Source organism: Ruoffia tabacinasalis (assembly GCF_042652985.1).
Classification (GTDB): domain Bacteria; phylum Bacillota; class Bacilli; order Lactobacillales; family Aerococcaceae; genus Ruoffia; species Ruoffia tabacinasalis.
This window is the reverse complement of sequence record NZ_JBHSHQ010000009.1, coordinates 43,495-65,120: the sequence shown is the minus strand read 5'-3', so window position 1 is coordinate 65,120 and position 21,626 is coordinate 43,495. Positions and strand designations below refer to the sequence as shown.

Below are 21,626 nucleotides of genomic sequence, written 5' to 3'. Positions count from 1 at the left end.
CTGTGTGTTTTTATTTTGGGGGAATTTGGATGCGTATAGGATATCAAGGAGTTGCTGGTTCTTATAGTGAGGCAACGTTGCAAGATTATATAAAGACATTGGAAGATACGAAGACGGAGTCGGTACCAGTACCTTATGGGGACTTTAAGTCGGTCGTGAATGATTTGTTAGATGACAAGTTGGATTTAATTGTCGTTCCAGTTGAGAACTCGACGACCGGAATTATTGCACGTGTCACAGATTTACTGCGTTATAAGCCTGTCATGGCGATTTCAGAGGCTTACCAACCTGTTCGACATACTTTATGGGGAGTGGAAGGGAGTCGCTTAGAAGACATTCAGATGGTATATTCGCACCCTGAAGCTTTATCGCAATGTCAGGTATTCTTCAATTCGTATCCACTGATTGAAAGTAAAGTGTATGAAGATACAGCAAAAGCGGCGTCGTATATTCAGACATTGAACCGTCCAGATACTGCTGCGATTGCGAGTCCACGAGCAGGGGAGTTACATCATTTAGTTCCATTGATGGAGAATGTGCAAGACGAATCAACGAATACGACTCGCTTTTATGTGATTGAAAAGATTCAAGAAAAGGAATATACCGGATCTTGCTTAAGTTTGTATGTTGAGACACGTCACGAATCGGGTGCTTTATCTAAATTGCTTCAAGTGTTTGATATTTTTAATTGTAACTTACAAAACTTAAGTGCTAGACCGATTGAGAATCAGCCATTTACTTATGGATTCTTTATTGAAGTGTCGATTAAAGAGATGAGTTCACCTGTGAATATTTTGATTCAGACTTTAGATCAAGTATCAGAATACCTCCAAATCATGGGGCAATTTGATCAAGTGTCAAAGAGTATTTATTTAGAAGTTTAGGAAGGGGATAAATATGCAAAAGATAGCGATTGTTGGATTAGGTGTCATCGGAGGTTCCTTTGCGAAAGCGTTTAAGGCTTCGGACAGTTCGAATTATTATGTGATGGGAATTGATAAAGACCAAGCGGCACTCGATCAAGCGATGGAAGCTGGCGTGATTGCTGAAGGTGAAGTCGAGAATGAAACGATTCTACAACGTGCCGACATCGTCATTATTGCCTTATATCCTGAGAATATTAAAGAGTTCATTCTTCAAAATTCAGACTCATTCAAAGAGGGTGCCATCCTAACGGAAACGACAGGGATTAAACAATACGTGATTGACAGTATCGTACCCATTCTCCCTAAGCAAGTGGACTTTATCTTTGGCCACCCGATGGCAGGGCGAGAGTCTCAAGGCTTTGAATACTCAGACCACACGGCTTTTATAGGTGCGAATTATGTATTAACGCCACTCGCTTCGAATAAGCCAGAGAATATGGAAATTTTTAAAGCCCTTCTTAAGAAGATAGGCTTCCAAAGATTAACTCAAGTAACGCCAATTGTTCATGATGAATTAATCGCTTATACGAGTCAATTATGCCACTGTATTGCAGCGGCCTTAATTAATAGTGATCAACCTGAACGGAATACTGTTCAATTCATCGGTGACAGTTACCGAGATTTAACTCGAATTGCGAAGTTAAATGAGAATCTATGGTCAGAATTAATGTTGAATAATAAAGATGTGCTGGTTCAAGTTATTAGCGAATTTGAAGCAGAAATGACAAAAATTAAAGAAGCGCTCTTAACAGACAACAAGCGGGAATTAGAAGAAACCTTTATTGAAGCTACTCGCCGACGTGTAGATTTAGAAAAAAATGACTTAATGATCTAATTTCAATTTAAAGCATTAAAATCCTTGCAATTAGAATTCATCTAAGTTATATTATAACCACATTAAAAATAAATGATAAAAGAGGTTATCTTATGTTCACCCATTTCAACAATATTATTATTGTCATTCAAAGACCGGACTTGTTAAATTGATTTTATAATCAGTTTAAAAAGTCCTATTCGTCTTGAATGAATGGGAACAGATAACAAACCCCCATTCTAGTAATCTAGAGTGGGGGTTTTTATTATTCAAAGGAGTGGTAAAACGATGAGTGACATTGAAAGCGACGTTCATATTTATCAAACTACACAGACAATAATAGGAGGATTCATCCATGAATTTATTTAAAAAGTTTAACAGCGCGTTTACAAGTAATCTGTCAATGTTCGTAGCATTAACGGCTTTATTAGCCTTAGTGTTCCCAAGTTTTTTCACACCTTTAAGTGGCTATGTGAGTTTATTACTTCAAATCGTTATGTTCACTATGGGCTTAACGATGAAAGCATCTGACTTTGCTCATGTTCTTAAAAACCCAACGAGCGTGCTTATGGTTTCTGCCATCCAATACTTATTTATGCCACTGAGCGCTTTTGCCATTGCGAAATTATTCGGTCTATCAGGAGATGTTGCTTTAGGTTTAATCATTGTTGGATCAGTTCCAGGAGGGACAGCATCGAACATTATGGCTCTATTAGCTAATGGGAATGTGCCACTGTCAGTGAGTGCTACAACGGTGTCTACATTATTATCACCATTCGTGACACCACTCTTGATTGCTACTTATGGGGGAGCATTTATTGAGATTGCCTTTTGGCCAATGTTCTTATCAATTACACAAATCGTATTAGTGCCAATTGTCTTAGGTTTAGTTGTGTCTCATCTCTTAGGCGACAAATCCGAAAAAATCAAGACAGCGATGCCATCATTCTCATCGATTGCGGTACTTTTAGTTCTTGCTGGAACAGTATCAGTCAACCGTGAGAATTTATTAACCGGTGGTCTAACAGTAGTCCTGGCGGTACTGGTTCATCATTTATTAGCTTATGCAGTTGTATACTTTATCTATGGGTTATTCAATGCTTCTGCGACAACGAAACGTACGTGTGCGATTGAAGTTGCGGCACAAAACACAGGACTATCCGCAAGTTTAGGTTTAACACATTTTTCTCCAGAAGCAGCCTTAGCGGGTGCAGCGGGTACGATCGTCCATACACTTGTTGGGATGATGTTTGGTAGTTTATGTGCTAAGAAAGACATGAGAGAAGCCCAGGAAGGAAAAGCAGCTGTGCGAGCAAGAAGTGCGAGAGCAACAGCTTTACAAAGAACACATTAATTTGAGATTTATGTGGAGTGACAATAGGTAAGTGAGTGAAAAACACGCGCACCCACCCAAACAAAAAAGGCTCAACAATCGTGGTGACATTTGTCCACAGTTGGTGAGCCTCTTGTTATGTGCATAAAAAAGAGGGGCGCTATTTCAGCCCCCCGTTAAATTAAGTTTTATAGTAGCCGTAAAGTTGGTACATTCGCACCTGATTCTTCATGATCAGTGCCATCACATATTAAAGCATCAATCTCATCTAAGATTGTTTCTAAAGTTATTGGATAACCTTCCAATAATCTTGCTTCGCCAGTGACGTATTCATAAATAACTAGAGAAGGGGAAGATTCAACTGACATATCGATGGCAGTCTTTTGGTCTTTTAAGAACAATTGTTTAACAAAGTCCGACCGCATATCTTGTTGAAATATTTCGACATCTAGTCCAACGTCTTTGGCAAGATCAATTGCGAAGTCTGCACTAAATTTAGAAATATCGCCATTGATTGTCTCCTGAAGGCGCATTAAGAAATAACGACCTAATCGTTTCCCTTGCATACACGCTGCTTTATAAGCGAGAGATGCTCGGTACACCGATTGAAAGATGTAATTTCTCTCCTGCAAGTTTGTTTTTTTGATACCAAGTTGTTGCATAAAGTCTTCAACTAAACGTTGATTATGAAAAGGTAGGATGTGCAAATCTATGTTTGACGCTACTAAATCAATTAATTTTAAAACTTCTTGTTGACAAGTGTAACAGTTTCTCCCTAATGGGTTAACGAATAAAAATAATTCAAATACACTTGAAACGCCATTGTGTCTATATTCGATCTGATATTGACTCATTTAGATAGTCCTCCTCCTTTCTTATATTTGGTATACTTAATATTAACAATAAAGTAAACTATTAGCGAATGATAGGCTTGTTCATTTATTCATTTGTAAAGTATCGATGTGCGCGTGCTAACTTCGTTTCTGCTTGTTTGTAGGATATATCAACACTCGCTAATAGTGAATTAAATTGCTCTAAAGCAACTTCAATATCTTGAGATTCAAGTTCTAATTCGTAATCTTCAGCTTGTGGATATTGAGTATGGTCTAAGGCGTATAATCCATAAGGAACTTCGATATTATAACGTTCTGTAGTGAGACTCATCGTTCTTTTAATATCAGCCCAGACGATATTTCTTGAAGCGATAAACTCTTGGATATCAGCTGAATAAATAATGTCTTCATTGAGTGCGTCTGGCGCGTCTGTTACTTTATCTTGATTGAACTGTGTTAATTCAATCGATTCGAGTTCAGAGACTCTTTCTTTAATGGTCCATTCACTTTGACCATCATCAAATACTCTTAATCTCAGCGCTGCATTATTTTGCTTGAAAATTTCATCTGCTGTATCATAATAGTAGTTGGATTGAATGATCTTTGGTTGATTTTGTAAGTTAAAATAAGTATAAAGCTTGTCATATTCGGCTTTATTAATTAATGTTTTTAATTCTCTTTCAATTGAAGATACCATGTATATATCCTTTCTTAGCTAAATTATGTACAATGTAATATATACAAAAATAAAAAAACTGTATGTCAATTACAGTCCGTCATATATCCTATAATAATTCATTAATATAAGCAAATAAATATACTTATACAAAAATAAGAAAGTCGGTGACTAAATTGATAGAAGATAATTTTATCGAGAATTGGGACTTATTCTTAGCTCCTTATGAACAAGCTGTAGAAGAATTAAAGCTGAAACTAAAGAATATTCGAAAAGAATACCGAACTTTACACCGCCATACGCCGATAGAGTTCGTTACAGGACGTGTAAAGACACGTGAGAGTATTCTCGAGAAGATGGAAATGCGAGAAATTGAACCTGAAGATATGTTAATTGGTGTTCAAGATATTGCTGGAATCCGTATCATGTGTCAATTTGTTGAAGATATCTATGAAGTAGCCGAATTAATTAAAGAGCGGACGGATTTTAAAGTATTATTAATCCGTGACTACATTCACCATCATAAGCCAAGTGGCTACAGATCATATCATATGGTCATTGAATACCCAGTGCAACGCGCAAAGAATGTAGAGACCGTCATTGTAGAAGTTCAAATTAGAACATTAGCGATGAACTTCTGGGCGACAATTGAGCACTCGTTGAACTATAAGTATCAAGGAGAATATCCAAATCATATTCTTGAGAGACTAGAAAGAGCTTCCGAGGCAGCATTTATGTTGGATCAAGAAATGTCAGAGATTCGAGAAGAGATTCGAGAAGCGACTCAATTCTTTGAACAAAGATACGAGGACCCAGAGACAGCAATATACAAAGGAAATTATGAGGTAAATCAATGAAACCAACGGTACTAATTTATTCAAATACAAAACCTCAATCTCAATCAATTAAGACAGAGCTCACAAACAAATTAAATAAACACCAGATTGAAATTGTGGATGAACGTGAGCAACCAGATTTTATTATTTCAATTGGAGGAGATGGAACCTTCTTATCTGCCTTCCATCATTTCAAACAATATATTGAACATTCGAAATTCGTCGGAATTCACACCGGACACTTAGGCTTCTATACAGATTGGCTCAGCGATGAAGTAGATGCGGTTGTGGATGGATTATTAAATGCATCCGATCAATCAGTGTCTTATCCTTTACTCGATGTCGAAATTCATTTAGAAGATGGGCGATGTAAGAAGATGTTAGCTCTAAATGAATTCTCCATCCGTTCAACGATGGGAACCATGGTGAGTGATGTCTATATTAAAGACCACTTCTTCGAGACTTTCCGTGGTGATGGGATTAGTATTTCAACACCAACCGGATCAACGGGTCTGAATAAGTCTTTAGGAGGAGCAGTCATCCATCCACGTCTGGATGCGATTCAAATGACTGAGATGGCTTCAATTAATAATCGGGTGTATCGTACCTTAAGTTCACCAATTATTATCCCTTCAGATGAATGGTTTACTTTGAAACCAGAAAACACGCAATCTGCGATTCTTTCTGTAGATAATCAAAGTTGGTTGAATTACGAAGTATCCAAAGTGACTTGTCAAGTTGCTAAACAGCGGATTCAATTCGCAAGCTTTAAACATACCCATTTTTGGGACCGAGTTGAAAATGCGTTTATTGGAAGAAAACAATCACTTTAAAGGAGAATTTTACAGATGCAACGATTTTTGAAAGTTATTGGCCTAGTTATGACGATTGGTTTGTTAGTGGCGTGTAGTAGTCAAGCCGAAGAGTTTGAACATACAGCACTCGCTGGAGTTGAACGAACCAATGCGCCTGTCACTATTCCAGAAGATACGACGTTCTTAACTATGAATGAGGACGCTAAAGGAATGATTTATGAATCCCTATATAAGATAGGAACATATGCAGAAGGGACACAATCGCCTGTGGATTATTCACAGATCGAAGCAGTTCAAGCAGAAGCAGATTATATTGAGTTTCTTCAAATGACGAGTGAACAAGCGAGTTTATTATATATTGGCTTTGATGAATGTCCTTGGTGTAAAGCTTTCTCACCAAAGATTAACCAAATTGCTAGTGAATTAAACGTTCCAATCTATTACTATAATACTCGAGCACACGAACAAGATGCGACCTTCCAAGGAGCCATGCAAACATTCGGTGTCGAGACTGTTCCTTATGTCTTAGTGATGGAAGATGGCGAAGCAAAAGAGCGAATCAGTCATGAGTCATCTATGGAACAAATTGAACAATTCTTCACGCTCTATACTGAAGAATACCAATAGAAAATTTTAACAAGTTAGGAAGATAATGTGATTTTAACATGGGAGTATCAAGATACTTTAGAACAAACGATTAAACGCTTTTTACACTTTGAAGGGATTCCAAGAAATTTTGTAAAAGCGGTGAAGCATAACGGCGGGCAAATCTTACTGAATCAAGAAGAAGTGACCGTGAGAGCGACCTTAAACCAAGGGGACGTGTTAACACTCATTGCCCCGGATGAACACGGGCATGAGACAGTGGCACCGTCAGACATTCCAATTGATGTCGTATACGAAGACCGTGATTTCTTGATTGTGAACAAACCGAGTGCTTCGGTCTCCATTCCTTCAAAGCAGAATCCAGATAGTTCGATGGCAAATCGCATTAAAGGTTATTATGTAAGAGAAGAATATAAAGACCAAGTGATTCATATCATCACTCGTTTAGACCGTGATACGACCGGATTGATGTTGATTGCCAAACACCGACTTGCCCATGCTTACATGGATCGTATGATTCAGAGTAAAGGTTTAACTAAAATTTATTACGGTTTGTCACATAAAGTGGATTGGGACAAGCATGGTTATATCGACGCACCGATTGGGCGCAATCCTGAATCAATCATCAGTCGGATTGTGGACCCAGATGGGCAAGCCGCTTTAACAGAATTTTGGTTAAAAGAACAAGTGGAAGAGGCAAGCCTACTTAGAATGCAACTTCATACAGGGCGTACGCATCAAATCAGAGTTCACTTAGCTCACAAAGGTGGGCCTTTAGTTGGGGATGATTTATACGGCGGGGTAAAAGATTCAGTGATTTCAAGACAAGCCTTGCATTGTGGTGAGTTACAATTTATTCATCCTTTTACAGGTGATGACATCCACATTACCCAAGCGATTCCTGAAGATATGCACACGTGGTTAAATATCAGAAAAGGGGAGATAGAATATGGAGATATTTGAAAGATCTCTTGAAGAGAGTATTGAAACGTTTAAAAAATTATTGAACGAAAACCGGATGACTCGATTTAGAACCGAGTATCTAGCCTTACATAATTATGAGCAAAGTAAGATATTTGCGAATTTGGAAAAAGAGGATCGTGAAAAGATTTATCAATATTTATCTCCTTCAGAATTAGCGGATGTGTTTGACTTGCTTGAATCGCAAGATGAGACTATCGATGTCTACTTTGATGAGATGTCACATCCCTATGCTGCGACAGTTCTGGGTGAGATGTATGCCGATAATGCCGTGGATGTGTTGAATAATTTAAAAGACCGCGACCGCGTTAATATCTACATGAATTTAATGCCAGCTGAAAATGCTCGCGAAATCAGTTCATTGATTAATTACTTAGACGAGACCGCTGGGGCGATTATGACGACAGAATTTATCTCTGTTCAGGAAGAATCAACCTTAGGTGCCGCTTATCACAGATTGAGAGAGCAAGCGATTAAAGCAGAGACGATTTACTATGTGTATGTCGTTGATGAGAATAACCGTTTAGTTGGGGTTATTTCACTGAGAGATTTAATCATTAATGATGAAGATAAATTAATTCATGATGTGATGAATACCCGTGTGATTTCGGTTCAAGTAAATGATAATCAAGAAGAAGTAGCCAAAATGGTTCAAGATTATGACCTTTTAGCGCTTCCTGTTGTTGGTTTTGACCGTGAATTATTAGGTGTTATTACGGTTGATGATGTCTTAGATGTTATGCAAGATGAAGCAGATAGTGACTACTCTGGTTTAGCGGCGGTTGACGTTAGAGAGACCCATGACACGCCACTATCAGCAGCAAGAAGTCGTCTACCTTGGCTAGTAACCTTACTATTCTTAGGAATGGGAACAGCGACTTTAATTAGTCGGTATGATGCGCTAATCGCTGAAGCAAGTGTCTTATCCGCCTTTGTTACTTTAATTACAGGTACTGCCGGGAATGCTGGGACGCAGTCACTGGCCGTAGCCGTAAGGAAATTAACAAATAAATACGATGACGATAATTTCTTTTCTTCAATAATGTTTGAATTAATTACCGGTGCGATTACTGGATTAATTGTCGGAATTACCGTGATGTTAATCGTCTTAGTTTGGAAACAAAACCTTGTTCTAGGAGCGGTCATTGGAATTGCGATGATGGCTGCAATTATCGTAGCGAATCTTGCAGGTTCATTTATACCGAAGATTATGGACAGACTTGGTTTTGACCCTGCAGTTGCGAGTGGACCATTTATTTCAACACTGAGTGACTTAACTTCAGTATTTATTTACTTTAGTATTGCTCAATTATTCTTATCAGCAATTATTTAAAGCAATACACAAAAAAGAACGACCCTTTGACTGGTTTAAAAAATAGTCAAAGGGTCGTTTTTTAATTGATTTGTTTTTCCATGTCATGATGAGGGATGTTGGCATCCAAGTAGCCTTCTTCATTTGTGATTGCGTAATTTAATTTCTCATAGAAGGGGATAGCTGGATCTTGAGCAGATAAGCTAAGTACCTCAATGGAAGGGTTAGTTTCTCTTGCCCATCTTTCAATTTCTTCCATCAATTTAAATCCTAAGCGCTGACCTCTTTGTTCTTTTAGAACTGCCACACGTTGGATCTTTGCTTTTGTCTTAGCGTCATTAAGATTGATTCGTGCCGTTGCGACGGGACGATTGTCAATATATCCAATTAGGTGAATTAATTGCTGATCCAAACCATCTAATTCAAGTCCTGGATCAACATTTTGTTCGTAAATAAAGACTTTCTTACGAATATCGAATGCGTCCTTTAATTTTGAAGTGTCTCCATCTAATACCCAAGTAAATTTCATTTAAAACCCTCCACGATTTCATGTATAATTAATCACAGTGACATTATTGACGTTATTTTACTATAATACAGAATATAAATACAATGAGCAAAGGGTGTTTTTATGACAGAAATAAAAGAAGTATCAAAAAAACGATTAGAAAATGTAAAAAACTTAACAACGATTCCATCTCCAACGGGCTATACAGCAGATATTATCCATTATATTTGTGGCTTGTTCGATGAGATGGGTGTAACTTATGAAGTGACGCCCAAGGGTGGCTTACTTGTAAGTATCGATGGTAAGAATAAGGAAAGTCATCGCTTTGTGACAGCTCATGTGGATACTTTAGGTGGAATGGTTCGTGCGATTAAACCGAATGGTCGCTTAAAACTTGATTTGATTGGTGGCTTTACATTTAACGCCATTGAAGGGGAATACTGTACCGTTCATTCAAGTTTAGAAGATAAAGAGTATAACGGAACAATCCTCATGCACCAAACGAGTGTGCATGTCTATAAAGATGCGCGTACAGCAGAACGTAATCAAGACAATATGGAAATTCGCTTAGATTATAAAGTGAAGAACCAAGAAGATGTTGAAAAACTTGGTATTCAAGTGGGAGATTTTATCTCATTCGACCCAAGAGCTACTATTACAGACGAAGGCTTTATTAAATCACGTCATTTAGATGACAAAGTCAGTGTTGCTTTATTAATTGAATTAGTTGAGAATATTCATCGTAATCAGATTGATTTAGCACATACGACGCACTTCTATATCTCAACCAATGAAGAGATTGGTTATGGAGGTAATTCTAATATTGCTTCTGAAGTGAAAGAATATCTTGCGGTAGATATGGGAGCCATGGGCGATGACCAACGGACGGATGAATATAGTGTGTCGATTTGTGCGAAAGATGGATCTGGTCCATATCACTTAGGCTTACGTAATCAATTCGTTCAATTATGTAAAGCAAATGATATTGAATATCAATTAGATATTTACCCATTCTATTCAAGTGATGCATCAGCAGCCATGAGAGCTGGGGCAGATGTTCGTCACGGTTTAATCGGAGCAGGCATTGATTCTAGTCATGCTTACGAGCGCACTCACTTCGAATCTGTAGACGCTACATATGAATTAATTGCAAGTTATTTAGAATCAGAAATGATTGATTAAATTAATATGTAAAAAGAACGTGTAAAATGCCTTGAAATTTGCTACTATAAGAAGTACATAACATAGTGAGAGTTAGAGTGTAGAGGAGTGATATGAGTGGTAGATATATCGAAAAGTTTATTTGGCTATAATACAAGTCAAGTAGATTCGATGATGAGTCAACAGACAAGTAAAATTGACGAATTGGAAAAGAAGATTGAAAGCTTAGAAAGTCAACTAGCGACCTATATCGAATTAGAGTCAGCCCTAAAAGAAGGAATCGTTGACGCAAGACAAAAAGGTTCACAAATAATCGAAGATTCAGCTGGACAAGCTGAACAAATCATTAGTAAAGCGAATGAGCAAGCAACTCAATTAAAAGAGGAAACAATTAATCGTGGAAATGATTTATTGAATGGTGGGAATGCTTTAAGAGATCGCTTAACATTCATGAAAGACGAAATGCGTGAAATGGTTGATCAAGTATCAGAGTTTATTGATGGCACAGATTTTGAATCACTATTCCCTAAAAGTGAAGTGGATCAATTTACGATGCAGATTAACGAATTTTCAGATGGCAAAGTTGAAAAACGCAAAGAAAGCGACGAAGGGTCAGTCTCTGAGAGTACTTTAACAGATGAAGAGAAACGTGAATTAGAGAAATTAATTCATGAAGTGATTGCCAATGATGCAGCTTCAAAAGAAACTCAAGGACCTGAACGTAATATCGAGAAAAAATTAATCGAGTTGAGAACACTAAACGGATAATTTTTATGTTATGAACAATGCAATGATGAACTCAATCACATTGCATTGTTCCATTTTTTTGAAACGGACAATAACGAAAGGAAGTAACTATTTGGTAAATAATTTAGAGCAAGAAGTCAAAAGAAGACGGACATTTGCGATTATCTCCCATCCGGATGCGGGTAAGACAACCATTACCGAAGCAATGCTGTTATACAGTGGAGCCATACGTGAAGCAGGGACAGTTAAGGCAAAGGGTAAAAAATCAAACAAATTCGCAAAATCTGACTGGATGGAGATCGAGAAACAAAGAGGGATCTCTGTAACCAGTTCGGTGATGCAAGTAGATTATGACGGACATCAAGTTAATATTGTCGATACACCGGGACATGAGGATTTCTCAGAGGATACGTATCGTACATTAATGGCCGTGGATGCGGCAGTTATGGTTGTTGACTCTGGTAAAGGGATTGAGCCACAGACGAAACGATTATTCGAAGTTGTAAGTCACCGTGGAATTCCAATCTTTACCTTTATTAACAAATTAGACCGTGATGGTCGTGAGCCCTTAGAGTTAGTGGCTGAATTGGAAGAGGTCTTAGGTATTGATGCGTACCCAATGAATTGGCCGATGGGTATGGGACGTAATTTAATCGGTCTTTATGATTTATATAATGAGCGAGTTGAATTAAGAGGAAATGATGAGGAAGAAGATGATATCTTTATTCCTTTAGATGAGGACGGAGAAGCTCAAGGTGAGCATTCGTTTAAAGAATCATCAATCTATTCTCAAGCTTTAGAAGATGCACAATTATTGCATGAAGCAGGAAATGAATTTGATTTAGACAAGATTGCTAACGGTAAGTTAACGCCCGTCTTCTTCGGATCAGCTTTAACTGGTTTTGGTGTTCAAACATTCTTAGATGCTTTCGTAGAGTTAGCGCCAGCACCGGAAGCGATTGAACTTGAAAGTGGCGATGAAGTCGACCCAGTTGAAGATGACTTCACAGGCTTTGTCTTCAAGATTCAAGCAAACATGAACCCGGCACACCGAGATCGTATTGCCTTTATTCGGATTGCTTCTGGGCAGTTTGAACCGAGTATGAATGTGACCTTAAACCGTACACAAAAGAAGATACGCATGGCTCATACGACTCAATTCATGGCAGATACTCGTGAAGAAGTGAGTACAGCCGTTGCTGGAGATATTATCGGTCTATATGATACAGGAAATCTGCAAATTGGAGATACTTTGTATTCAGGAAAGAAGGCTGTTGCTTTCCCACCTCTACCACAATTTACGCCTGAGATGTTCATGAAAGTAAGTCCGAGAAATGTTATGAAACAAAAATCATTCCACAAAGGAATTGAACAATTAGTTCAAGAAGGTGCGATTCAGTTATACAAAACATATCATACGGAAGAATATATTATTGGTGCCGTTGGACAACTTCAATTTGAAGTCTTCCAATACCGCTTATTGAATGAATATAATGCCGAAGTTGATATGACTCCAATGGGGAGTAAAATTGCACGTTGGATTAAAGAGGAAGATTTGGATCCAAGTATGTCTTCAAGTCGTAACTTACTAGTTCGTGACCGCTTTGGTGCTCCAGTGTTCTTATTTGAGAATCAATTTGCTGAGCGTTGGTTCCAAGATAAATATCCAGATATTGAGTTAGAACAACTATTGTAAACACAGTTAATCGTTGCTAACTTATACATTAAAGGCATCTTTAAACATTAAAGATTATAAATCGATAGTTTTATATTGTTGAAACGCTTAAAAAATGGTATTCTTATATATGTAAGAGTTTTATTTATTGAAACTCGTATTAAAATTTCATTTATAAAGGAGATTTTTCGAATGGAAAAGAAAGAATTTAACGTAATTGCTGAGACTGGGATTCACGCACGTCCCGCGACATTATTGGTGCAAACGGCAAGTAAATTTGCTTCAGACATTAACTTAGAGTATAAAGGTAAATCAGTTAACCTTAAGTCTATCATGGGGGTTATGTCTTTAGGTGTTGGGCAAGGTGCTGATGTTGTAATCACTGCTGAAGGTGACGACGAAAAAGAAGCCATTGAAGCTGTTGCAGAGACAATGAAAAACGAAGGATTATCTGCATAATGACAAAAATCGAAGTTACTGGGATTGCTGCTAGTGATGGTATTGCAATTGCACCAGTGTATCTATTAACAGAACCAGATTTAACTTTTGATCGCACTACAGTGGAAGATGCTGAAGCAGAAGCAGTTCGCTTTGATAAAGCGGTTGAACAAGCGACAGCTGAAATCACTCAAATTCGCTCAATTGCTGAAAAATCATTAGGTGAAGAGGAAGCGCAAGTTTTCGATGCTCACTTAATGTTCTTATCTGACCCAGAATTTACTGGACAAGTGAGAGAAAAAGTATCGAGCGAAGGAATCAACGCTGAAGCTGCATTAGGCGACGTGAGTGACATGTTCATTCAAATGTTTAGTGCAATGGAAGATAACGCATATATGCAAGAACGTGCTGCAGACGTTAAAGACGTTTCAACACGTATTCTCGCTGCTTTATTAGGCGTTAAATTACCAAGCCCAGCGACAATTAGCGAAGAAGTTGTTATTGTTGCACATGATTTAACACCAAGTGATACTGCTCAATTAAACAAGCAGTTTGTGAAAGCGTTCGTTACAAATATTGGTGGACGTACTTCTCACTCGGCAATCATGGCGCGTTCTTTAGAGATTCCTGCAATTGTTGGAACAAACTCAATTGTATCTCAAGTTAAAGATGGCGATTTAGTTATCGTTGACGCAATGGAAGGTCATATTATTGTTGACCCGACAGAAGAACAAGTTAAAGAATACGAAGAGAAAGCGCAAGCTTTTGAAGAACAAAAAGCAGAATGGGCTAAACTTGTGGATTCACCATCAGAAACTAAAGATGGCCACGCAGTTGAACTCGCTGCAAACATTGGTACGCCTAAAGACGTGACGGCTGTTCTTGAGAACGGTGCCGAAGCGATTGGTTTATACCGTACTGAGTTCTTATATATGGATTCTTCTGACTTCCCAACTGAAGATGAGCAATACGACGCATACCGCGAAGTGCTAGAAGCAATGGATGGTAAAGCAGTTGTTGTTCGTACGATGGATATTGGTGGAGACAAAGAGTTACCATATTTAGAATTGCCAGAAGAGATGAACCCATTCTTAGGATACCGAGCAATTCGTATCTCGTTAGACAAGAAAGATATGTTCAAAACTCAATTACGTGCTTTACTACGTGCATCTGTACATGGTAAATTACGTATTATGTTCCCGATGATTGCTACTTTACAAGAATTCCGTGAAGCAAAAGCATTCTTACTAGAAGTTAAAGAAGAATTATTATCTGAAGGTGTAAAAGTTTCAGAAGATATTCAAATTGGTATTATGGTTGAAATTCCTGCTGCAGCAATGCTAGCGGATCAATTCGCCAAAGAAGTTGACTTCTTCAGTATCGGAACAAACGACTTAATTCAATATTCAATGGCAGCAGACCGTATGAATGAACGTGTCTCTTACTTATACCAACCATATAATCCATCAATTCTACGTTTAATTAAGAACGTGATTGATGCTTCACACGCTGAAGGTAAATGGACAGGTATGTGTGGTGAGATGGCCGGAGATCAAACGGCTGTACCATTATTACTTGGATTAGGCTTAGATGAGTTCTCTATGAGTGCTTCAAGTGTATTAAAAACACGTAGTTTAGTGAGACGCTTAAACTTAACTGATATGCAAGCATTAGCTGAAAAAGCAATTAATGAATGTACATCATCAGAAGAAGTTGTCGCATTAGTTGAAGAAGCAACAAAATAAATTTAATAAAACATCCTAGGTTATTAACTTAGCCTAGGATTTTATTATTCACTATACGTCAACCGAAAATAATATATGGTTGACCAAAGGAGTAAAAGATGACACTAAAAAATAAATTATTAAAGAAACTTTCTGAAGGGAACAGCACAGTTCACTCAGGACAAGAATTAGCCGCTGGATTTGCTGTCACACGAAGTGCTGTTTGGAAAGCAATCGAAGAGTTACGTGATCAAGGTTATGTGATTCAAAGTATCCCTAGAAAAGGGTATCAGTACATTCAAAGTTCAAAAGGTATTGATCCGGAGCAAATAAAGATACTCTTAGAGGAAAATGGTCCAGACTTAAAAGTTACTTACTATGATGAAGTCACATCAACCAATGATGTCGCTAAAGTACATGCAGCTAACCATCCGAACGAAGGTAAATATGTGATCTCTAGAAAGCAAACGAAAGGAAGAGGCCGGTACGGTAAGAGCTTTCATTCTACGATCAAAGAAGGACTTTACTCATCTTTACTTGTACCAGTGAATCAAACACGACCAGAGCATATTCCGCTTTTTACCATTGCAACTGCCACTGCGATGTCAGAAGCCATTGAAGAAGTAACAGGGAAAGCAATAGATATAAAGTGGGTTAATGATTTATTTTATGAAGGTAAAAAAGTCAGTGGGATTCTATGCGAAGCGATTAGTGATATCGAAAGTGGCCAGATTACATCGGTTGTTATAGGTTTAGGGCTGAATCTGGCAGGTGACTTCGATGAAGCTGATGAGTTGACACAAGGTGTTGCAGGAACCTTATACGGAAGCGAGTTACCTAGAGAATTAAACTTAAATGTATTACTCGCAACTTACGTCAATCGTCTCCTAACTTATATTAAAGAGATTGATAAGAAAGAATATATACCTTACTATTCGAATCATTTATTAGGAATTAACAAGCCTGTGACGTATACCGTTAAAGCTGAGGAAAGACATGGGATTATTCGAGGAATAAACGATGAGGGCCATTTATTAGTGGAGTTACCTTCAGGTGAGTTTGATGAATTATTCGGACAAGAAATACATCTTTCTAGTAGTCAGTTTGCTAAGAGAGGTAACTAAATGAAGACAAGACAACTGACACAAATGGCACTAATGCTAGCTTTGCTAATTATTTGTTCCCAACTAACGATTCCATTTGGTCCTGTCCCTTTAACTCTACAAACGTTTGCAGTATTAATGATAGGGCTAGTATTAACACCAAATTATGCTGGATTAACTACGTTGATATACTTAATCATTGGTCTTTTCGGACTGCCTGTATTTAGTGGAGGAAGTGGAGGATTCGGGTCTTTCTTGTCACCATCCTTTGGTTTTGCGATTGGTTTTATACCAGTGAGTTTTATTATTAGTTATCTCAAACAACATTTGAAAACTGAAACGAATTCGAAGCTCATTGGCATCACATTAATTGGAACGATCATTTTGTATATTATCGGTTTAAGTTACATGTATATTATTTTCCGAAATGTATTAAATATTGAGACTGGTTTTACGCATGTTTTACAACTAGGACTCATTCCTTTTATTCCTGGAGATATCTTTAAGGCATTCCTAGCCATCTTTATCTATAAGAGACTTAAACGTATCTTATAAATGTAAATCTACACATTGAAAATACCTTGTGATACAATAGGTCTACACTTTAAAAAGTACTATAATTTATATGAGAAATTATAGTTGAGAGGGGTATTTGATGCGAATTGGCATGTTTACTGACACATATTTTCCACAAGTAAGTGGAGTATCGACTTCAATCAAGATACTTTGTGATCAGTTAAGAAAAGTTGGCCATGAAGTCATAATATTTACAACATCAGATCCAGAAGCACGGCCAGAAAATGGCGTAGTTAGATTACCAAGTATACCTTTTGCGAGTTTTGAAGATCGCCGAATAGCTTTTGGTGGTTTAGATCGATGTGTGAAGATATCGAGAGAATATGACTTAGATATAATCCATACACATACAGAATTCAGCTTAGGTTTAGCAGGTAAATACGTAGCAAGCAGATTAAAAATTCCGACGATTCATACTTATCATACGATGTATGAAAATTACACTCACTACATTTGGGATGGGCGTTTAATTAAACGACAACACGTACGTTGGTTTTCAAAAGTATTCTGTGGACAAGCAGACGGAGTGATTACACCAAGTGAATTAACTTATGCAACGTTAAAAGACTATGGTGTTGAAGCGCCGATGCGCATTATTCCAACCGGCGTTCTTTTACCAGAATTCAACGAAGATTACCGTCCGATGATGCGTAAGAAATTGAATATTCCACAAGAAGCACCGGTATTACTATCTTTATCACGCTTATCGAAAGAGAAGTCTTTAGACGAGGTTATTATGGCATTTCCGGCGGTTCAAGAAGCGTATCCATCGGCTCATTTAGTCATAGTCGGAGACGGACCTTACCGCGAGACGCTAGAAACCATTGCTAAAGGATTTGAATTGGAGAATGTTCACTTCATTGGTGAAATTTCACATAATGAAGTCAATCAATATTACCAAATGGCCGATTTATACATAAATGCGAGTGAATCAGAATCACAAGGTTTAACTTACTTAGAGTCAATCGCGAATCGATTGCCAATTGTGGCGAAGGAAAATGATTACTTAAACTTAATTATTCAATCAGGAGAATTCGGACAACTCTATGCACCAAATGGGTCATTATCAGAAGCGATTGTTAAATATCTAAATAAGAAATACGCGGGTGAAATTGAGAATATTAATCCTGATTCATTAGAAAGCATCTCTGCTGAACGCTTTGCAGAGAATGTTTATGCGTTTTATGACGATATTATTCAAAATACAGATCAGTCACGCTCAAATTTCTTTGATAGAATGTTAAGTGAGTTTAAAGAACCGTGGAGTAATACGTAACTTATGTAGTAGATGTAGAAAAATAAGAATTTATCGAAAATAGTTTATGTAACTTCTTGCAATTTCAAAGCATTTTGTTAACATATACTATATTGAAAAACTAACCTAGTTTAGTTTTGCTGCTCACATATTGAGCAATTCTGTTAACGAAAGGAATCAACTATGAAAACTTCAGTTTTGACAGGTATTATCCAACGCTTAGAAGCTATGGTAAATGCTAATAATAGTGAACCAGAGGTTCGCCGTTTTGAATTAGATGGTGTTGAAAAATGCCAAGTAACTTATCATGCAGATGATAAAGCATTCGAATTATCAGATAGTCAACGAGGAACAACTTACCGTTTCGATGATATCGATTTAGTAGCAATTGAAATTTACGAATTATTAGGTTAAATAAACTCAGTAAATAATCCCAATAAATTATTCAATGTTATAGATTTATAACATGGGGCAATAATTTATTAGGATTATTTTTTGTTAGAATAGAATATATATTTGTCAATTTGATCAAATAGTGTACAGTACTCAGATATGATATGTTATTATAGAATGTTGGAAGAATATGTTATAATATCAAAGACAATATAAGAATTTAAAAGGGGACTATATGAAAAAATTATTGACTCCAACCTGGACCATCAATTCAATTTACGCAATTAAGCCAGAAGATTTATTGCGACATGATATTAAAGCAATCATATGCGACTTAGATAACACGCTCATTGCGTGGAATCAGTGGGAGCATACTGAAGAGATGGCTGAATGGTTAACAAGATTTAAAGACGCAGGGATTGGTATTTACCTCTTATCAAACAACAACTATGATCGAGTACTTAAAGTAGCAGAACCATTAGAGTTAAGGTTTACTTCAAGTGCTTTAAAACCACGCAGAAAGCATTTTGTACTTGCTATCGAGGATTTACAAGTACCTAAAGAGAATGTTGCTGTGATTGGAGATCAAGTTATGACAGATGTGATTGGTGCGAATCGTAATCATCTTAAGAGTATCTTAGTCAAACCTATTGCGCCAAATGATAATATATTTACAATAATTAATCGTATGTTAGAAAAGATAGCATTTAAAATCGTCGGCATTGACCGAACAGGAGATTGGGGGAATACGCTTGAGTGAGCAAGAAACATTTCAATGTATCGGTTGCGGGGCAACCATTCAAACAGAGAATCCAGATGAGATAGGTTACTTACCACAATCTGCGTTAAATAAAGGGATAGAAAAAGGCGAGTTTTACTGCCAACGTTGTTTTAAACTTAGACATTACAATCAATTACAAGATTTAGATATTGATGACGATGTATTTTTAAACAAATTGGGTGAAATCGCTAATGATGATGCCTTTGTTGTATTAGTTGTAGACATCTTTGATGTTGAGGGAAGTTTAATCTCTGGTTTACACCGATTTATCGGGAACCAACCGTTTATTATCGCAGCAAACAAATTCGATTTACTTCCGAAAGTAACGCGTAAATCAAAAGTAAAAGATTGGATTCGCCAAACAGTGAATCGTCATGGTTTATATCCTGAAGATATCGTATTAACTTACGGTACAAAACGCGCGGGAATTTATTCATTAGCTGAAAAAATTGAAGAAGTCATTAGTGACCGTAATGTTTATATCGTTGGGGTGACAAATGTTGGGAAATCAACATTGATTAATCAATTGATTGGTTATTACGGTGGAGATAAGGAAGTCATTACGACATCAAACCATCCTGGTACGACGTTGGATTTAATTCAAATTCCTTTAACTGATGCGCATGCGATCATTGATACACCGGGTATCATCCGTCGTACACAATTAGCACATCATTTAAGTCGTTCAGACAACCAAAGTGTGCTACCAAGTAAACCAATCAAACCAAAAACCTTCCAATTAAATGAAGGACAAACAATCTTCTTAGCCGGTGTCGGTCGAGTGGATCTCGTTCAGTCAGATGTTGAAAAGACAGCGATGACTTTCTACGTCTCAACTGATTTGTACTTACATCGTACTAAAACTGAGAATGCAGATGAGTTGTATCAGAAACATGTTGGTGAGATGTTAGCACCACCTAGCAAGGATTATGCAGAAGAGTATCCAGAGCTAGTTGAGCAAACATTCACACTAGACCAAACACAAGACATTAGTATTACTGGTTTAGGTTGGTTAACAGTAAATGCAAAAGCAGAAATAAAAGTTTGGCTACCTAAAGAAATTAGCGTATCTAAACGTACAGCAATTATTTAAACGAAGGGAATTAATATGATTACATTAAACAAAGCACAAACAAAATTTTTGCGTAAATACTCGCATAATTTAAAACCTCTTTTCCAGATGGGGAAATTAGGATTAACAGATGTATTTATCGAGCAAGTGGACAACGCAATTGAAAAGCGTGAATTAATTAAATTTGTCATCTTACAAAACAGTGATGAAGATTTAGATGACGTTGCTAACAAAATTGCGGATGAAATCGGTGGTGTTATTATTCAAACAATCGGAAGTACAGCGATTTTATACCGTCCATCAACAAAAGAAAAATATCAGGAAATCAGTCAACAAGTAAATCGATTAAGCTAAGGGGACGTGTAGAATGGGTATTTCAAATGGCACAGTAAAAGCGCAAGAGTTTATGTCAATTGAAGAAGCACTCGAACCGATTATTCTGAGTCAATTTACTCCGAAATCATCGGTGGATGATCGACAACGGATTGGTATTTTAGGTGGAACATTTAATCCGCCACATCTCGGACATTTATTAATGGCAGAACAAGTTGGGAATCAATTGGAATTAGATGAAGTTTGGTTTATGCCAACGGCTAAACCACCTCATGCACCAGGAAAGACGACCATCGCTTCGCAACACCGTGTTCAAATGATTCAATTAGCCATTGAGAACAATCCTTTATTTAAAGTACAACCTTATGAAATTCACCGTGGTGGGGTGAATTATACTGTTGATACAATGAGACATTTCGTTGAAACTTATCCAGAATCTGATTTTTATTTTATAATCGGTTCTGATAGCGCGAATGATTTGTCAACTTGGAAACAAATTGATGAATTAGTACAATTAGTTCAATTTGTTGGAGTCAGACGTCCAGGGGAATTCCCTTATCAAGGACAATATCCTATACTATGGGTCGACTCTCCCTTGATTGAATTGAGTTCAACAGAAATACGACTCAGAGTGTATTTGGAACAATCTATTCGTTATCAAGTTCCAAGTAAGGTAGAAGCTTATATCCAAAAACACAAACTTTATGAGATGGATTAAAGAAAGAAGG

General features: G+C 37.3%; 24 protein-coding genes. 21 read left to right on the top strand and 3 right to left on the bottom strand.

Translation table 11 applies throughout. The annotated features are described in order from the left end of the window. Positions 1 to 29: 29 nt before the first annotated feature. The 3 genes from ACFO5Y_RS01805 to ACFO5Y_RS01795 all read left to right on the top strand — a co-directional run bounded on the left by ACFO5Y_RS01805 (position 30) and on the right by ACFO5Y_RS01795 (position 3,094). Positions 30 to 884 (top strand): prephenate dehydratase, encoded by an 855-nt coding sequence (locus ACFO5Y_RS01805; RefSeq protein WP_197104524.1) that lies wholly within the window; start codon positions 30 to 32, stop codon positions 882 to 884. 13 nt (positions 885 to 897) lie between these two features. Next, on the top strand, positions 898 to 1,761 hold the full coding sequence (locus ACFO5Y_RS01800) for a prephenate dehydrogenase (RefSeq protein WP_197104523.1): 864 nt from the start codon (positions 898 to 900) through the stop codon (positions 1,759 to 1,761). A 334-nt stretch (positions 1,762 to 2,095) separates the two neighbouring features. Further along, positions 2,096 to 3,094 carry a bile acid:sodium symporter family protein gene (locus tag ACFO5Y_RS01795; RefSeq protein WP_197104522.1) on the top strand — a complete coding sequence of 333 codons (999 nt, stop codon included), beginning with the start codon at positions 2,096 to 2,098 and terminating at the stop codon, positions 3,092 to 3,094. A gap of 167 nt (positions 3,095 to 3,261) precedes the next feature. Here ACFO5Y_RS01795 and ACFO5Y_RS01790 read toward each other — a convergent pair whose 3' ends face one another. Together ACFO5Y_RS01790 and ACFO5Y_RS01785 are read right to left on the bottom strand one after the other, a co-directional pair. Then, a complete protein-coding gene (locus ACFO5Y_RS01790) occupies positions 3,262 to 3,927 on the bottom strand; it encodes a DsbA family protein (protein WP_197104521.1) in 666 nt (221 codons plus the stop codon). 85 nt (positions 3,928 to 4,012) lie between these two features. Next, the gene (locus tag ACFO5Y_RS01785; protein WP_197104520.1) at positions 4,013 to 4,603 is read right to left on the bottom strand and encodes a CYTH domain-containing protein; all 591 of its coding nucleotides are present in this window, start codon (positions 4,601 to 4,603) and stop codon (positions 4,013 to 4,015) included. Between the two features lie 173 nt (positions 4,604 to 4,776). Between ACFO5Y_RS01785 and ACFO5Y_RS01780 the strand changes: the two genes are divergently transcribed. The 5 genes from ACFO5Y_RS01780 to mgtE are packed head-to-tail and all read left to right on the top strand — an operon-like array spanning position 4,777 to position 9,153. After that, positions 4,777 to 5,439, top strand: coding sequence for a GTP pyrophosphokinase (locus ACFO5Y_RS01780; RefSeq protein WP_331459522.1), 663 nt, complete (start codon positions 4,777 to 4,779; stop codon positions 5,437 to 5,439). Next, entirely contained in the window at positions 5,436 to 6,251 is an 816-nt protein-coding gene (locus ACFO5Y_RS01775; protein ID WP_197104519.1) for an NAD kinase, read from the top strand. Before ACFO5Y_RS01780 ends, ACFO5Y_RS01775 begins: the two co-directional genes overlap by 4 nt. A gap of 15 nt (positions 6,252 to 6,266) precedes the next feature. Next, entirely contained in the window at positions 6,267 to 6,860 is a 594-nt protein-coding gene (locus ACFO5Y_RS01770) for a thioredoxin family protein (RefSeq protein WP_197104518.1), read from the top strand. Between the two features lie 27 nt (positions 6,861 to 6,887). After that, complete coding sequence (locus ACFO5Y_RS01765; RefSeq protein WP_197104517.1) at positions 6,888 to 7,802, top strand: RluA family pseudouridine synthase; 915 nt, start codon at positions 6,888 to 6,890, stop codon at positions 7,800 to 7,802. After that, positions 7,789 to 9,153, top strand: coding sequence for a magnesium transporter (mgtE, locus tag ACFO5Y_RS01760; RefSeq protein ID WP_197104516.1), 1,365 nt, complete (start codon positions 7,789 to 7,791; stop codon positions 9,151 to 9,153). The genes ACFO5Y_RS01765 and mgtE overlap by 14 nt, the downstream gene beginning before the upstream one ends. Before the next feature lie 61 nt (positions 9,154 to 9,214). Here the strand turns inward: mgtE and ACFO5Y_RS01755 are convergent, their stop codons facing one another. Next, a complete protein-coding gene (locus ACFO5Y_RS01755) occupies positions 9,215 to 9,661 on the bottom strand; it encodes a GNAT family N-acetyltransferase (RefSeq protein ID WP_138404836.1) in 447 nt (148 codons plus the stop codon). 102 nt (positions 9,662 to 9,763) lie between these two features. Here ACFO5Y_RS01755 and ACFO5Y_RS01750 point away from each other — a divergent pair, with 102 nt between their 5' ends. The 13 genes from ACFO5Y_RS01750 (at position 9,764) to ACFO5Y_RS01690 (ending at position 21,616) form a co-directional block, all read left to right on the top strand. Next, positions 9,764 to 10,822 carry a M42 family metallopeptidase gene (locus tag ACFO5Y_RS01750; RefSeq protein ID WP_197104515.1) on the top strand — a complete coding sequence of 353 codons (1,059 nt, stop codon included), beginning with the start codon at positions 9,764 to 9,766 and terminating at the stop codon, positions 10,820 to 10,822. A 96-nt stretch (positions 10,823 to 10,918) separates the two neighbouring features. After that, positions 10,919 to 11,569: a DivIVA domain-containing protein gene (locus ACFO5Y_RS01745; RefSeq protein WP_197104514.1), complete on the top strand. Its 651-nt coding sequence runs from the start codon at positions 10,919 to 10,921 to the stop codon at positions 11,567 to 11,569. Between the two features lie 91 nt (positions 11,570 to 11,660). Further along, on the top strand, positions 11,661 to 13,244 hold the full coding sequence (locus ACFO5Y_RS01740; protein ID WP_197104513.1) for a peptide chain release factor 3: 1,584 nt from the start codon (positions 11,661 to 11,663) through the stop codon (positions 13,242 to 13,244). Between the two features lie 171 nt (positions 13,245 to 13,415). Beyond that, positions 13,416 to 13,682 carry a phosphocarrier protein HPr gene (locus ACFO5Y_RS01735; RefSeq protein WP_138404840.1) on the top strand — a complete coding sequence of 89 codons (267 nt, stop codon included), beginning with the start codon at positions 13,416 to 13,418 and terminating at the stop codon, positions 13,680 to 13,682. After that, positions 13,682 to 15,406, top strand: coding sequence for a phosphoenolpyruvate--protein phosphotransferase (ptsP, locus tag ACFO5Y_RS01730; protein WP_197104512.1), 1,725 nt, complete (start codon positions 13,682 to 13,684; stop codon positions 15,404 to 15,406). Before ACFO5Y_RS01735 ends, ptsP begins: the two co-directional genes overlap by 1 nt. 98 nt (positions 15,407 to 15,504) lie before the next feature. Continuing rightward, positions 15,505 to 16,509, top strand: a complete 1,005-nt coding sequence (locus tag ACFO5Y_RS01725) for a biotin--[acetyl-CoA-carboxylase] ligase (protein ID WP_197104511.1) — start codon at positions 15,505 to 15,507, stop codon at positions 16,507 to 16,509. Then, a complete protein-coding gene (locus ACFO5Y_RS01720) occupies positions 16,510 to 17,043 on the top strand; it encodes a biotin transporter BioY (protein WP_197104510.1) in 534 nt (177 codons plus the stop codon). A 100-nt stretch (positions 17,044 to 17,143) separates the two neighbouring features. Next, a complete protein-coding gene (locus ACFO5Y_RS01715) occupies positions 17,144 to 18,340 on the top strand; it encodes a glycosyltransferase family 4 protein (RefSeq protein WP_138404855.1) in 1,197 nt (398 codons plus the stop codon). A gap of 162 nt (positions 18,341 to 18,502) precedes the next feature. After that, positions 18,503 to 18,733 carry a YkuJ family protein gene (locus tag ACFO5Y_RS01710; protein WP_138404844.1) on the top strand — a complete coding sequence of 77 codons (231 nt, stop codon included), beginning with the start codon at positions 18,503 to 18,505 and terminating at the stop codon, positions 18,731 to 18,733. A 214-nt stretch (positions 18,734 to 18,947) separates the two neighbouring features. Then, positions 18,948 to 19,472 (top strand): YqeG family HAD IIIA-type phosphatase, encoded by a 525-nt coding sequence (locus tag ACFO5Y_RS01705; protein WP_197104509.1) that lies wholly within the window; start codon positions 18,948 to 18,950, stop codon positions 19,470 to 19,472. Continuing rightward, the gene (gene yqeH / locus ACFO5Y_RS01700; RefSeq protein ID WP_197104508.1) at positions 19,465 to 20,586 is read left to right on the top strand and encodes a ribosome biogenesis GTPase YqeH; all 1,122 of its coding nucleotides are present in this window, start codon (positions 19,465 to 19,467) and stop codon (positions 20,584 to 20,586) included. The genes ACFO5Y_RS01705 and yqeH overlap by 8 nt, the downstream gene beginning before the upstream one ends. 15 nt (positions 20,587 to 20,601) lie before the next feature. Next, positions 20,602 to 20,919: a ribosome assembly RNA-binding protein YhbY gene (gene yhbY / locus ACFO5Y_RS01695; RefSeq protein WP_197104507.1), complete on the top strand. Its 318-nt coding sequence runs from the start codon at positions 20,602 to 20,604 to the stop codon at positions 20,917 to 20,919. A 52-nt stretch (positions 20,920 to 20,971) separates the two neighbouring features. After that, the gene (locus tag ACFO5Y_RS01690) at positions 20,972 to 21,616 is read left to right on the top strand and encodes a nicotinate-nucleotide adenylyltransferase (RefSeq protein ID WP_138404856.1); all 645 of its coding nucleotides are present in this window, start codon (positions 20,972 to 20,974) and stop codon (positions 21,614 to 21,616) included. Positions 21,617 to 21,626 lie beyond the last annotated feature (10 nt).

Bases quoted from the DNA above. Each gene is read 5' to 3' on its own strand.
- ACFO5Y_RS01705 (WP_197104509.1), top strand. From the start codon at position 18,948: ATGAAAAAATTATTGACTCCAACCTGGACCATCAATTCAATTTACGCA.
- ACFO5Y_RS01690 (WP_138404856.1), top strand. From the start codon at position 20,972: ATGTCAATTGAAGAAGCACTCGAACCGATTATTCTGAGTCAATTTACT.
- ACFO5Y_RS01785 (WP_197104520.1), bottom strand. From the start codon at position 4,603: ATGGTATCTTCAATTGAAAGAGAATTAAAAACATTAATTAATAAAGCC.
- ACFO5Y_RS01720 (WP_197104510.1), top strand. From the start codon at position 16,510: ATGAAGACAAGACAACTGACACAAATGGCACTAATGCTAGCTTTGCTA.
- ACFO5Y_RS01755 (WP_138404836.1), bottom strand. From the start codon at position 9,661: ATGAAATTTACTTGGGTATTAGATGGAGACACTTCAAAATTAAAGGAC.
- ACFO5Y_RS01775 (WP_197104519.1), top strand. From the start codon at position 5,436: ATGAAACCAACGGTACTAATTTATTCAAATACAAAACCTCAATCTCAA.
- ACFO5Y_RS01750 (WP_197104515.1), top strand. From the start codon at position 9,764: ATGACAGAAATAAAAGAAGTATCAAAAAAACGATTAGAAAATGTAAAA.
- ACFO5Y_RS01735 (WP_138404840.1), top strand. From the start codon at position 13,416: ATGGAAAAGAAAGAATTTAACGTAATTGCTGAGACTGGGATTCACGCA.
- ACFO5Y_RS01800 (WP_197104523.1), top strand. From the start codon at position 898: ATGCAAAAGATAGCGATTGTTGGATTAGGTGTCATCGGAGGTTCCTTT.
- ACFO5Y_RS01710 (WP_138404844.1), top strand. From the start codon at position 18,503: ATGAAAACTTCAGTTTTGACAGGTATTATCCAACGCTTAGAAGCTATG.
- ACFO5Y_RS01715 (WP_138404855.1), top strand. From the start codon at position 17,144: ATGCGAATTGGCATGTTTACTGACACATATTTTCCACAAGTAAGTGGA.
- ptsP (WP_197104512.1), top strand. From the start codon at position 13,682: ATGACAAAAATCGAAGTTACTGGGATTGCTGCTAGTGATGGTATTGCA.
- ACFO5Y_RS01795 (WP_197104522.1), top strand. From the start codon at position 2,096: ATGAATTTATTTAAAAAGTTTAACAGCGCGTTTACAAGTAATCTGTCA.
- ACFO5Y_RS01790 (WP_197104521.1), bottom strand. From the start codon at position 3,927: ATGAGTCAATATCAGATCGAATATAGACACAATGGCGTTTCAAGTGTA.
- yhbY (WP_197104507.1), top strand. From the start codon at position 20,602: ATGATTACATTAAACAAAGCACAAACAAAATTTTTGCGTAAATACTCG.
- ACFO5Y_RS01725 (WP_197104511.1), top strand. From the start codon at position 15,505: ATGACACTAAAAAATAAATTATTAAAGAAACTTTCTGAAGGGAACAGC.
- mgtE (WP_197104516.1), top strand. From the start codon at position 7,789: ATGGAGATATTTGAAAGATCTCTTGAAGAGAGTATTGAAACGTTTAAA.
- ACFO5Y_RS01805 (WP_197104524.1), top strand. From the start codon at position 30: ATGCGTATAGGATATCAAGGAGTTGCTGGTTCTTATAGTGAGGCAACG.
- ACFO5Y_RS01770 (WP_197104518.1), top strand. From the start codon at position 6,267: ATGCAACGATTTTTGAAAGTTATTGGCCTAGTTATGACGATTGGTTTG.